This window comes from Bradyrhizobium sp. I71 (genome assembly GCF_022354745.1).
GTDB lineage: Bacteria > Pseudomonadota > Alphaproteobacteria > Rhizobiales > Xanthobacteraceae > Bradyrhizobium > Bradyrhizobium liaoningense.
On record NZ_CP059398.1, the window covers coordinates 1,333,900 to 1,346,796 of the forward strand.

General features: G+C 65.2%; 10 protein-coding genes. 6 read left to right on the plus strand and 4 right to left on the minus strand.

Translation table 11 applies throughout. The features are described from left to right. Positions 1-30 precede the first annotated feature (30 nt). The 4 genes from FJV43_RS06610 to FJV43_RS06625 all read left to right on the plus strand — a co-directional run bounded on the left by FJV43_RS06610 (position 31) and on the right by FJV43_RS06625 (position 4,754). A complete protein-coding gene (locus FJV43_RS06610; RefSeq protein ID WP_239625557.1) occupies positions 31-1,620 on the plus strand; it encodes an ABC transporter ATP-binding protein in 1,590 nt (529 codons plus the stop codon). Further along, positions 1,604-2,695, plus strand: a complete 1,092-nt coding sequence (locus tag FJV43_RS06615) for an ABC transporter permease (RefSeq protein WP_239625558.1) — start codon at positions 1,604-1,606, stop codon at positions 2,693-2,695. The genes FJV43_RS06610 and FJV43_RS06615 overlap by 17 nt, the downstream gene beginning before the upstream one ends. Next, on the plus strand, positions 2,682-3,599 hold the full coding sequence (locus FJV43_RS06620; protein WP_239625560.1) for an ABC transporter permease: 918 nt from the start codon (positions 2,682-2,684) through the stop codon (positions 3,597-3,599). The genes FJV43_RS06615 and FJV43_RS06620 overlap by 14 nt, the downstream gene beginning before the upstream one ends. Positions 3,600-3,677: 78 nt before the next feature. Continuing rightward, positions 3,678-4,754, plus strand: a complete 1,077-nt coding sequence (locus FJV43_RS06625; RefSeq protein WP_239629337.1) for a BMP family ABC transporter substrate-binding protein — start codon at positions 3,678-3,680, stop codon at positions 4,752-4,754. Between the two features lie 109 nt (positions 4,755-4,863). Here FJV43_RS06625 and FJV43_RS06630 read toward each other — a convergent pair whose 3' ends face one another. Beyond that, on the minus strand, positions 4,864-6,213 hold the full coding sequence (locus tag FJV43_RS06630; RefSeq protein ID WP_239625561.1) for an 8-oxoguanine deaminase: 1,350 nt from the start codon (positions 6,211-6,213) through the stop codon (positions 4,864-4,866). A gap of 153 nt (positions 6,214-6,366) precedes the next feature. Here FJV43_RS06630 and FJV43_RS06635 point away from each other — a divergent pair, with 153 nt between their 5' ends. Beyond that, on the plus strand, positions 6,367-7,194 hold the full coding sequence (locus FJV43_RS06635) for an FAD binding domain-containing protein (protein WP_239625563.1): 828 nt from the start codon (positions 6,367-6,369) through the stop codon (positions 7,192-7,194). Continuing rightward, positions 7,191-9,917 carry a molybdopterin cofactor-binding domain-containing protein gene (locus FJV43_RS06640; RefSeq protein ID WP_239625564.1) on the plus strand — a complete coding sequence of 909 codons (2,727 nt, stop codon included), beginning with the start codon at positions 7,191-7,193 and terminating at the stop codon, positions 9,915-9,917. Before FJV43_RS06635 ends, FJV43_RS06640 begins: the two co-directional genes overlap by 4 nt. Before the next feature lie 162 nt (positions 9,918-10,079). Here the strand turns inward: FJV43_RS06640 and uraD are convergent, their stop codons facing one another. The 3 genes from uraD to FJV43_RS06655 are packed head-to-tail and all read right to left on the minus strand — an operon-like array spanning position 10,080 to position 12,324. Then, a complete protein-coding gene (uraD, locus tag FJV43_RS06645; protein WP_239625566.1) occupies positions 10,080-10,967 on the minus strand; it encodes a 2-oxo-4-hydroxy-4-carboxy-5-ureidoimidazoline decarboxylase in 888 nt (295 codons plus the stop codon). Positions 10,968-10,974: 7 nt separating this feature from the next. Beyond that, a complete protein-coding gene (gene puuE, locus FJV43_RS06650; protein ID WP_239625567.1) occupies positions 10,975-11,910 on the minus strand; it encodes an allantoinase PuuE in 936 nt (311 codons plus the stop codon). Continuing rightward, positions 11,911-12,324: a DUF3830 family protein gene (locus FJV43_RS06655; protein WP_131870951.1), complete on the minus strand. Its 414-nt coding sequence runs from the start codon at positions 12,322-12,324 to the stop codon at positions 11,911-11,913. Positions 12,325-12,897 lie beyond the last annotated feature (573 nt).

Below are 12,897 nucleotides of genomic sequence, written 5' to 3' on the forward strand. Positions count from 1 at the left end.
AAACTGGCCCACTATCGAGACACGTCACGCATGCAAGCGCATCAGCGAATGTTAGATCCGATGCCCAACGGCCAGCATTCCGGCGATTCCCCGCTCCTGAGGACGATCGGCCTCACCAAGCGTTATGGCGATTTCCTCGCCAACGACTCCATCGACATCGACATCTGGCCGAGTGAAATTCACGCCCTGCTCGGCGAGAACGGCGCCGGCAAGTCGACGCTGGTCAAAGCCATCTACGGTCTGATCCAGCCCAGCGCCGGCGAGATTCGCTGGCAGGGCCAACGACTCGTGCTTTCCGGTCCCTCGGAAGCACGCTGCCGTGGCATCGGTATGGTATTCCAGCATTTCTCGCTGTTCGACAATCTTACCGTCGCCGAGAACGTCGCGCTCGGTCTCGACGGCAAAGAGTCCTTCATGGACATGTCGGCGCGGCTGGAGCAGGTGTCGAAGACCTATGGACTGCCGCTCGATCCCAAGCGCGAAGTCTGGCAACTGTCCGTCGGCGAGCGCCAGCGCATCGAGATCGTCCGCGCCTTGATGCAGGATCCGAAATTCCTGATCCTGGACGAGCCCACCGCGGTGCTGACGCCGCAGGAGGCAGATCAGCTGTTCATCGTGCTGGAGCGGCTCAAGGCCGAAGGCCGCGCGATCCTCTATATCAGCCACAAGCTGGAGGAGGTGAAGCGCCTCTGTGACACCGCGACGATCCTGCGCGGCGGCAGGAAGGTCGAGACCTGCAACCCGCGGCTCGAGACCGCAGCCTCGCTCGCACGGATGATGGTCGGCGGAGAGATCAAGGAAGTGAAGGCCGCATCCGGCCGCAAGACCACCGTGCCGCGGCTCGTCGTCGACGATCTCTCGCTGGCCCCTGCAGACGCGCATGGCGTGCGGCTCGAGCACATCTCGTTCGAGCTGAAGGGCGGCGAGATCCTCGGCATCGCCGGCGTCGCCGGCAACGGTCAGGACGAACTGTTCGCCGCGCTCTCCGGCGAGCGCCTCTCGAAGGACCCCAGCACGGTGGTGATCGAAGGCATCGCCGCCGGCCGTCTCTCGATCACCCAGCGGCGCAAGCTGGGCGCCGCTTTCGTACCCGAGGAGCGGCTCGGCCACGGCACCGCGCCGCGCATGAAGCTGTCGGAGAACGCGCTGCTCACCGGCCATGCCGCCAGCGGCATGGTCCGTCGTGGCTTCATCGATACCGCTGCCACGCTGAAAGTGGTCGACCGTGCGACCGAGACATTCGACGTCCGCAAGGCCAAACGCGATCCGGAAGCCGCCAGCCTGTCGGGCGGCAATCTGCAGAAGTTCATCGTGGGACGCGAGATCCTGCGCTCCCCCGCGGTGCTGGTGGTGAGCCAGCCGACCTGGGGCGTCGATGCCGGCGCCGCCGCCGTCATCCGGCAGGCGCTGCTCGATCTCGCAACCGCAGGCGCCGCCGTCCTCGTGACCAGCCAGGATCTCGACGAACTCGCGGAGATCGCCGACCGCATCGCCGTGATGTTCCACGGCAAGCTTTCCGCTCCGCTCGCAGCAAGCGCAGCGAGCCGCGAAAAGCTCGGCCTCCTGATGGGCGGCAGCAGCCTGGAACCGAAGGAGATCGCGCATGCAGCTGGTGCTTGAGAAGCGCGCCGAGCGCTCCGGCACGATCGCGCTGGTGTCCCCACTGATCGCGATTGGCCTCACGATCCTGACAATGGTCATCCTGTTCGCTATACTGGGCAAGAATCCACTGCTCGCCCTGCACGCCTATTTCATCGCGCCATTGACCGACGGCTATTCGCTCCAGGAGATCGCGGTGAAGGCAACGCCGCTGGTGATGATCGCGATCGGGCTGTCGCTCTGCTATCTCGCCAATGCCTGGAACATCGGCGCCGAGGGACAATTCCTGATCGGCGCAGTGGCCGGAAGCTGGGTCGCGGTGAGGACGCAAGGCACCGACGCCGGCGCCTGGGTGCTGCCGGCCATGCTCGTCCTCGCCGCCGCAGCGGGCGCGCTCTATGCGCTGATCCCGGCGATCTGCAAAGTCAAGTTCGGCGCCAGCGAGATCCTGACCAGCCTGATGCTGGTTTATGTCGCCGACCTCTTCCTCGACTATCTCGTGCGCGGGCCATGGCGCGACCCGCAGGGCTTCAATTTCCCGACCACGGCGGAATTCGATCCAGTGGCGACCGTCCCCCTGCTGATCGAAGGCGGCCGGCTGCATCTCGGCTCGATCATTGCCCTGCTCGTCGTCGCAGCAGCGGCGATCCTGCTCGGGCGCACCATGAAAGGCTTTGAGATTCGCGTGGTTGGAGCTGCGCCCCGTGCCGCGCAGTTCGGCGGCTTCAATGCCAATCAGCTGATCATCCTGACCTTCGCGGTATCAGGCGCACTGGCGGGCCTCGCCGGAATCATCGAGGTTGCAGGTCCGGTCGGGCATCTCCAGCCCGGCATCTCGCCTGGTTACGGCTTTACCGCGATCATCGTGGCATTCCTCGGCCGTCTGAACCCAGTTGGAATACTCATTGCAGGCCTTTTCCTGGCATTGACCTTTATCGGCGGCGAGCAGGCGCAGATCGCGATGAAGATCCCGTTGGACGTCACCAAGGTCTTTCAGGGCATTCTGCTGTTCTACGTGCTCGCCTGCGATTCCCTGATCCTCTACCGCTTCAAGCTGGTCTTCCCGAACCGACAGGTGACTCGTGGAGCTGGTTGAAGCCATCATCCTCGCGGTGCTCGCCGCGTCGACGCCGCTGCTGATCGCGGCGACCGGCGAGCTCGTCACCGAGCGCTCCGGCGTGCTCAATCTCGGCGTCGAGGGCATGATGATCGTCGGTGCGGCCTGCGGCTTTGCCGGCGCCTGGCTGACTGGATCGGTCTTCATCGGCGCGCTGTTCGGCATGGTCGCGGGCACGCTGATGTCGCTCATCTTCGCGCTGATGGCGCTCGGGCTTGCCGTTAACCAGGTTGCGACCGGGCTCGCGCTGACCATCCTCGGCATTGGGCTGTCAGGCCTGATCGGCGCCGGCTTCGTGGGTGAGCGCATCACGCCGGCAATGCACCTCTATATTCCCGTCCTGACGGACATTCCGCTGATCGGCCGCGTGCTGTTCGGCGAGGACGGCTTCGTCTATTTCTCCATTGCACTCATCGTCGGCGTCTGGTGGTTCCTGTACCGTACGCGGGCGGGCTTGATCCTGCGCGCCTGCGGCGACAATCATGTCTCCGCACATGCGCTCGGCTATCCCGTGCTGCGCATCCGCACCTTCGCCGTGATGTTCGGCGGTGCCTGCGCCGGCCTTGCCGGTGCTTATCTGCCGCTCGCCTATACGCCGTTCTTCGTTCCAGGCATGACCGCCGGCCGCGGCTGGATCGCGCTGGCGCTGGTGGTGTTCTCGTCCTGGCGGCCAAGCCGGCTCGTGGCCGGCGCCTATCTGTTCGGCGCGGTGACGATCCTGCAACTGCACGCGCAAGGCTGGGGCGTCGGCATTCCCTCGCAATTCATGTCGGCGCTGCCTTATCTCGCGACCATCATCGTGCTCGTCCTGCTCTCCCGCGCGCGGACCGGCGGCTCGACAGCGCCAGCGGCGCTTGGCACCGTGTTCGTGCCCGACCGCTGAATTCTCGCTTCCGCGGCATGCGCGATGGGGCGCGCATGTTGCCGATCATGGCTTTCCCCTGACGTTTGGAGATCGATGATGTGGAAATCACTTCTTGCGCTGACTGCCGGGCTTTTGCTTGCCGGGAACGTCAGTGCAGCCTCCGCCGCCGACAAGCTGAAGGTCGGCTTCGTCTATGTGGGTCCGATCGGAGACCTCGGCTGGACCTATCAGCACGACCTCGGCCGTCAGGCGCTAGTGAAGGAACTGGGCGACAAGATCGAGACCACCTACCTCGAGAACGTGCCCGAAGGCCCCGACGCCGAGCGCTCGATCGAGCAGCTGGTCCGCGCCGGCAACAAGCTGATCTTCACGACGTCCTTCGGCTACATGGACTCGACGCTGAAGGTCGCCAAGAAATACCCGAACGTGCATTTCGAGCACGCCACCGGTTACAAGCGCAACCCGAACATGTCGACCTATTCGGCGAAATGGTATCAGGGCCGCTACATTCAAGGCCTGATCGCAGCGAAGATGTCGAAGTCGGGCGTGCTCGGCTACATCGGCTCGTTCCCGATTCCGGAGGTCGTCTCCGGCATCAACGCGACGATGCTGGCGGCGCAGACCATCAACCCGAACATCAAGGTCAAGATCATCTGGGCCAACACCTGGTTCGACCCCGGCAAGGAAGCCGACGCCGCCAAGGCACTGATCGACCAGGGCGCCGACGTCATCATGCAGCACACGGATTCGCCCGCCGCCATGCAGATCGCCAGCGAACGCGGCAAGCTCGCCTTCGGCCAGGATTCCGAGATGATCAAGTTCGGGCCCAAGACCCAGCTCACCTCGATCCTGGATACCTGGGGCCCCTACTACATCGAGCGCGTCAAGGCCGAGCTCGCCGGCACCTGGAAGTCCGAAAACACCTGGGGCGGCCTCGACAGCCACATGTTCGCGATGGCGCCCTACACCAACATGCCGGACGATGTGAAAAAGATGGCCGAGGATGCCCAGGCCGCGATCACTACGGGCAAGCTGCATCCGTTCAAATGCCCGATCGTTGGGCAGGACGGCAAGCCTGTCGAGTGCAAGGGCGGCGATCACCTCGACGACGGCCAGATCCTTGGCATGAATTTCTACGTGAAAGGCATCGACGACAAGCTGCCGGGCAAGTAGCACGCTTCTTGCATTCCCCAATACACCTGCTCCTCCCGGAGGAGGTTCGGAGGGGGTGGTCAGAAGCACCCGGCACTTGTGGCTGCCCCCTCTTTCCATTTTGCCTGGCTTATCCCGCCCGCATGGCCCGTGCCGCGGAACTGTGGCGGCGGATGAGGTCTGCCACATCCAGGCCCGGAATCGCGCCGTCGATCACCGTCCATTTTCCGGCCACCATCACCCGGTCGGCCCGATGCGCCCCGCACAGCACCAGGGCAGCCAGCGGATCGCTGTGACCGGAGAAGCGCAGCTCGTCGAGCCTGAACAGCGCGAGATCGGCTGCCTTGCCGACGGCGATCGCGCCGAGTTCCGGCCGCCCGATACAGGCCGCCGAGCCCTTGGTGACCCAGCGCAGCGCGTCCTTGTGACTGACTTTCGTCACCCCGTAGCGGGCCCGTTGCAGCAGGAAAGCGGCGCGTACCTCCTGCATCAGGTTTGAGCCGTCGTTCGACGCCGAGCCGTCGACGCCGATCCCGATCCCGACGCCGGCCTCCTCCATCTCGCAGACGGGACAGCAGCCGGACGCCAGCAGCTGGTTGCTGCAGGCGCAATGGCTGATGGTCGTCTTCGCCTTGCCGAGGCGCTTGATCTCGTCGTCGTTGAAAAAGATGCCATGGGCGAGCCAGGTTCGCGCATTGAGCCAGCCGCATTGCTCGAGATAGTCGAGCGGGCGGCAGCCATACATCTGCTGACAGAATTTGTTCTCGTCCTCGGTCTCGGCGAGGTGGGTGTGCAGGCGCACGTCGAGCTTGTCGGCGAGATCGGCGGTCGCGCGCATCAGCGAGGTCGTCACCGAGAACGGCGAACACGGTGCGAGCGCGATCTGCACCATCGCATCCGCACCGCGCTGGTGATGCTTTGCGACCACGCGCGCGCTGTCCGCGAGGATCGTATCCTCGTCCTGCACGACGCTGTCAGGCGGCAGGCCGCCGTCGCGCTGCGACAGGTTCATCGAGCCCCGGGTCAGCAGCACCCGCACACCCAGTCGCTGTGCCACCGCCACCTCGATATCGACGGCGTCCTCGAGCCCTGCCGGGAAAACATAGTGGTGATCGGTCGTGGTGGTGCAGCCGGAGAGCAGCAGCTCCGACATCGCCACTGTGACGCCGAGCTCGAGCGCCTCAGGCGTCAGCCTCGCCCAGACCGGATAGAGCGCCTGGAGCCAGGGAAACAGCTCCCGGTCCATTGCAGCCGGCAGCGCTCGCGTCAGCGTCTGGTAGAAATGATGATGGGTATTGATCAGGCCCGGCAGCACGACATGCTCGCCCGCATCGAACACTGCGACCTCCGCGGTTGCAGGCGCACCGCCGGCCGGCACCAGCTCGACGATCAGGCCGTCCTTCACCACGATGCCACGTTCGGCACCATCGGCAAGGATGGCGAGGGGATCCCTGATCCAGATGGGCTTCACATCGCTCATGATCCTGCTTCTCCACACACCGAATGACGACCAGCCTGCAAGGGGAACGCCAGCCCGAAACACGATATTGCTGCGACTTGTTTGTTGCGGCTTGGCTCCGGTCTTGCAAGACTCGTCTGCACGATTCACCCGGGCGGAAGCGCTGGCGCAGCCATGGATTTGAATACCATCACGACGGTGGCCCACCCGCAAACGCGCGCGCAACTGCCTGCCTGGACGACGGGTGATGCCTGGCTTGCAGGCGGCACCTGGTTGTACTCGGAGCCGCAGGTCCACCTGAGGCGACTGATCGATCTCACCGATCTGAGATGGCCGGCGCTGACGATCACGGACAGCCATCTCTCCATTGCCGCCACCTGCACGGTTGCACAGCTGGACGGACTGTCCTGCCCGCCCGACTGGCTCGCAGCGCCATTGATCGGCCAGTGTTGCCGGGCCTTCCTCGCCTCGTTCAAGATCTGGAAGACAGCCACGGTCGGCGGCAATCTCTGCATGTCGCTGCCGGCGGGGCCGATGATCTCGCTCACATCGGCGCTCGACGGCGTCTGCACCATCTGGAAGGCCGGCGGCGGCGAGCAGAACATTCCCGTCGTCGATTTCGTCACCGGCAACCAGAGCAACCGTCTCATGCCCGGCGACCTGCTGCGCCAGATCGATATCCCGATTGCGGCGTTGCGCCGCCGCGCGGCCTTTCGCCAGATTTCGCTGGCCCCCGTCGGCCGCTCGGCAGCGCTTCTGATCGGCAGCCTCGATCCGGATGGCAAACTGACATTGACGATCACCGCATCGACGGTGCGGCCGGTCCAGCTCTCGTTTGCCAAGGCGCCGGACGCCGCTACGCTCCGCGCCGCCGTCTCGGAAGGCGTCACCGAGGAGTTGTACAACACCGACATCCACGGCAAGCCGCTCTGGCGCAAGCAGATGACGCTGCGGCTCGCCGAGGAAATTCGCGGTGAACTCCTGGGAGCAACGCGACCATGAGCTTCGAGGTCAACGGCAAGGCATTTTCTCAGGAGCCGCGCGCCGGCCAGTGCCTGCGCACGTTCCTGCGCGAGCTCGGCCATTTCGGCGTCAAAAAGGGCTGCGATGCCGGCGATTGCGGCGCCTGCACCGTGCTGCTCGACGGGGAGCCGGTGCACAGCTGCCTGATCCCGGCGTTCCGTGCCGAGGGGCACGCCGTCACCACGATCGAAGGTCTTGGCGGAGATGACGGCACGCATCCGATGCAGCAGGCCTTCCTCGATGCGCAGGGCTTTCAATGCGGCTTCTGCACCGCCGGCATGATCCTGACCTGTGCCTCGCTGAACCAGGCCCAGCGGACCGATCTCGGCGCAGCGCTGAAGGGCAATATCTGCCGCTGCACCGGTTATCGTTCGATCGAGGATGCGATCCTCGGCAAGACCAATGTCGAGGCGAGCGTCGAGGCCGGCGCCGCGTTCGGCCGTAGCCTGCCCGCGCCGGCGGGTCCCGACATCGTGCGCGGCAAGGCGCGCTACACCTTCGATACCGCCATCGACGGGCTGCTGCACATCAAGCTGCTGCGTTCGCCGCATGCTCACGCCAGGATCGTCGCGATCGACAGGTCGGAAGCCCTTCGCGTAGCCGGCGTGCATGCGGTGCTGACGCATGAGGATGCGCCATCCGTGCTGATGTCGACCGCGCGGCACGAGAAGGACTGGATGGACCCTGAGGACACCCGAATCCTCGACGACGTCGTCCGTTTCATCGGCCAGAAGGTCGCCGCCGTCGTCGCCGAGACCGAAGCCGCCGCCGAGGAGGCATGCCGCAGACTGAAAGTCAGCTACGAGATCCTGCCTGCGCTGATCGATCCGGAGCAGGCGATGGCGCCGGGCGCGCCCATCATTCATCCTGACCGCACCATTGCGAACCGCGTCGCGGACGCGCAGCGCAATCTCGTCGCGGAAACGCATGGCGAGTTCGGCGACGTCGCGGACGCGCTCGCCACGTCCGCCGTGACCTACGAGGCCACGTTCCACAGTCACCGTGTGCAGCATGCGGCACTGGAGACGCATGGCGGCCTCGCCTGGCTCGATGACGCAGGCGTGCTCAATGTCCGCACCTCGACGCAGGTCCCGTTCCTGACCCGGCGTGCGCTGTCGGACATCTTCCAGCTTCCCATGGACAAGGTCCGCGTATTCTGCGAGCGCGTCGGCGGCGGCTTCGGCGGCAAGCAGGAGATGTTCGTCGAGGACATCCTGGCGCTTGCTGCACTGAGGACCGGGCGGCCCGTGAAACTGGAGCTCACCCGCGAGGAGCAGTTCATCGCGACCTCGACGCGGCATCCGATGCGGGTCCACATCAAGGCGGGCGCCGATGCCGACGGCAAGCTCACCGCGCTCCAGCTCGACGTGCTCTCCAACACCGGCGCCTACGGCAATCATGCCGGCCCCGTGATGTTCCACGCTCTGGGCGAGTCCATCAGCGTCTACAATTGCCCGAACAAGCGGGTGGACGGCGGCGCCGTCTATACCAACACCGTGCCGGCGGGCGCGTTTCGCGGCTATGGCCTGCCGCAGACACTGATCGCGGTGGAGGCCGCAATCGACGAGCTGGCCAGGCAACTCGGCATCAGCCCCTACGAGATGCGCCGGCGCAATATCGTCAAGCCTGGCGATCCCATGCTGTCGCCGCCGCCGTCCGAATATCACGATGTGCTCTACGGCTCCTATGGGCTCGACCAGTGCCTCGACCTCGTCGAGCGCGCGATGCAGGCAGATGGCCCGCAGCCGGACCTGTCGCCGGGATGGCTGATCGGCGACGGCATCGCGTTGGCCATGATCGATACGGCGCCACCGGCCGGCCACATCGCCGACGCGACGATCGCGCTCAACAACGACGGCGGCTTCGACCTCACCGTCGGCACAGCCGAGTTCGGCAACGGCACCAGCACCGTGCACCTCCAGATCGCCGCGACCACGCTGGCGACCACGGTCGGGAGAATCCGCCTGCGCCAGTCCGATACGGCCCATGGCGGCCACGACACCGGCGCCTATGGCAGCGCCGGCACCTTCGTTGCGGGCAAGGCGACGCATGCGGCGGCCGTGCAGCTTGCGACCGAGCTGAAGGCGGCGGCCGCCGGCGCGTGGCTGTGCGACGTGAAAACCTGCGTGCTCGATGGGGACGCCGTCGTCAGCGGCGTACGGCGCATGCCCTATACGGAACTTGCAAAGCTCGCGCACGACCGCGGACGGCCGATCACAGGCAGCGGCAATTCCACCGGCACGCCGCGTTCGGTCGGCTTCAACGTGCAGGGTTTTCGTGTCGCCGTGAACAAGGGCACCGGCGAGCTCAGGATTCTCAGGAGCGTGCACGCCGCGGACGCGGGCGTCGTCGCCAATCCCACGCAATGCCGCGGTCAGGTCGAAGGCGGCGTGGCGCAGGCGCTCGGCGCTGCGCTCTACGAGGAGATGGTGATCGATGCGAACGGCCGCGTCATCAACCCGAAATTTCGCGACTACCACCTGCCCTCCTTCGCCGATGTTCCACGCACGGAGGTGCACTTCGCCGAGACGTCCGATACGATCGGACCGCTCGGCGCAAAGTCGATGAGCGAGAGCCCGTACAATCCGGTCGCCGCTGCACTCGGCAACGCAATTGCCGATGCCACCGGCATTCGCTTCACCGCACCGCCCTTCAAACCGGATCGGCTGTTTCCGGCGCTGCACGACAAGTTTGGCGACTAGAGTGGGTTTCACCTCTCCCGTAGGGAGAGGTCGGAGCGCATCGAAGATGCGATCCGGGTGAGGGGTCTAGGTCTCACCGAGCGCCGCAGCCCCTCACCCGGATTGCTGCGCAATCCGACCTCTCCCCGTCGGGGAGAGGTGAACCAGCCCGACCTACGTGCTTTAGCTGCCGCGATAGGTCGAATAGCTCCAGGGCGTGACCAGCAGCGGCACGTGGTAATGGCTTTCCGGCTCGCTGATCGCAAAGCGCAGCGGGATCTCGTCGAGAAACGGCGGATCGGACAGCGGCACATTGCGCTCCGCGTAGTATTGGGCAACGCGGAATCTGAGCTCGTAGCGGCCGATCGGCAGCGGGCGACCGCCGATCACCGGCTGGTCGGTGCGCCCGTCGGCATTGGTCACCGCGCGCGCGATGACGCGGCTCTCGCCAAGGCTCGCGAGCTCCATGAGCTCGATCGCAACGCCCGGCGCAGGCTTGCCAATATGATTGTCCAGCACATGGGTCGAGAGCCGGCCCTGCACCTTCAGCCTGTCATCGGCAATGACGAGCTGATCCAGCCGCAGCGCGGAGATGCGGCCAATTTCCTCGATCGCACGTCGCGTCTCGGTCTTGGCGATATTGAGCAGTCGCGTCTCGAAGTCGCGCAGCACGGAATCCCTGGTGTGACGGCGCACGCAGACGATATAGGGAAAGCCGAACTTGTCGCGGTAGGCGTTGTTGGCACGCTCGAACGCCGCGTATTCGGCCTCCGACAGGCGGTCGAGCCCGGCGCTGTTCTGCTCGTCGGTCGATTCCGCGGTGAGGCCGGCGGCACGCCGCGTCTTGTCGGCGAGATCGGGATGCGCCCGGATCAGCGCCAACTGGACATCAGGCTCGGCGCTCTGGATCGCCGCCATCAGCGCTGTGTGCAGCTGATTGATGCCGGCAAACGGCCGCCTTGCCGCGAGCTGCTCGGCGATCCATGGCGAATATTCGACGACATTGGCGAGCGCGGCGACGAAGTCGGCCCTGCTTGCGGCGTTGAGGTCGGCGAGCGAGATCTGCGACATCGTCCGTTCACCCGATCTCGAATGCGTCGGCGGCGAGATGAGCGTGCCTGTCGTGCCAATGCTGCGCAATCTGCAACCGCGTCGGCACCCAGACGCGCTCATGCTTGCCGACATAGTCGAGGAAGCGCATCAGCCCCGCCGCACGGCCGGGCCGGCCGGCAAGGCGGCAGTGCAGACCGACCGACATCATCTTCGGCGCGGTCTCGCCCTCGGCGTAGAGCACGTCGAAGGCGTCCTTCAGATAGGTGAAGAACTGCTCGCCTTCCGCGAACCCCTGTGGGTTGATGAAGCGCATGTCGTTGGCATCCAGCGTATAGGGAATGATGAGCTGCTTGCCGCCCGGACCCTTCACCCAATAGGGCAGATCGTCGGCATAGGAGTCGCAGAGATAGAGGAAGCCGCCTTCCTCCATCAACAGCCGGTTGGTGTTGATCGAGGAGCGCCCGGTGTACCAGCCGAGCGGCCGCGAGCCGGTCGCCTCGAGGTGGACGCGGATCGCTTCCGCGATCTCGGCGCGCTCCCGCGCCTCGGTCATGTCCTTGTGCTCGATCCATTTCAGACTGTGGCTCGCGATGTCCCAGCCGGCCTCCTTCATCGCCGCGACGATCTCGGGATTGCGCTTGAGCGCAGTGGCAACGCCGAACACGGTGGTCGGCCAGTTGCGCGCGGTGAACATCCGCCACAGCCGCCAGAAGCCGGCGCGCGAGCCATATTCGAACATCGATTCGATATTGGCGTGGCGCTGGCCCGGCCAGGGCTGCGCGCCGAGCACGTCCGACAGAAACGCCTCCGAGGCGGGGTCGCCGTGCAGAATGTTGTTCTCGCCGCCCTCCTCGAAATTGACGACGAACTGCACCGCGATCCGCGCGTTGTCGGGCCATTGCGGATGCGGCGGATTGCGGCCGTAACCGCGGAGATCGCGAGGGTAGCTCGTGTCAGTCACTCAGACTTCCTCGAAGCGGATCGGCAGGGCGCCCTTCCACAGCACGCTCTTGCCCAGTGTCGCCAGATTCTCCAGGCCCGAGGTCAGCGTGATGAAATGGTTGCCGGCGAGCTGGCCCATCTTGCTCGCGAAATGCACGCCGCCATAGGCGAGCAGGATCTCGGTCTCGCTGATGCCGCCCGGGTAAAGGATGATCTGGCCGGGCGCGGGATAGCTGGTGTGGTTCTCGTAGCCGACGCCGAAATCGAGGTCGCCGAGCGGCATCCATACGCCCTCACCGCTCCAGCGCACATGGATGATGTGGCTTTCGAACGGCAGTGCCTTGCGAAACGCTGCGACGGTCTTGGGCGCCAATTGCTCTTCGAAGCGGGCATCGAAGGTGAAATCGCCGGCGCTGATAACGAGTTTGCTCATCTCATCTCTCTGGATCGGGGCCGGTGGCCCCACGGATAACGCTCAAGCAAAGAGCATTCCCGACAGTTTCACGCAAGTGGGGTGGGGTGAAGCCCGGCAGCGCCGGGACCAGAAGACGTCTCGACACCCTTGTCGCCTGAAACCTCAACCGGTTCATTGAACCGGATTGTGGCGGGCAAGTCCACCGGCGCCGCCGGCGGAATTGCCGAATAGTTGGCCGGGCCCCAGGGGCCACACGGCACGATGCCGCAACATGGGCCCCGGCTCAGCAGCGCACCGTCGAAGGGACGCTGCGCTGCGTCCGGGGCAAGACAGTTGAGTATGGCGCAGGCTCTCTCCTCCTCGTCATTGCGAGCGAAGCGAAGCAATCCAGAGTCTTTCCGCGGAGGGATTCTGGATTGCTTCGTCGCTACGCTCCTCGCAATGACGGTGGATGTGGCTGCAGACGCGCCCTCGCGTTCTCGCAGCTCATTCCGCCCGAGTTTTGCTTCGTCGCTCACCCTCTCGAGCCAAGAGGGCGCAGGGAAGACCAGGTGCTGACCTCGCACCCGCGGTCCGCTGCGCGAAAATGTA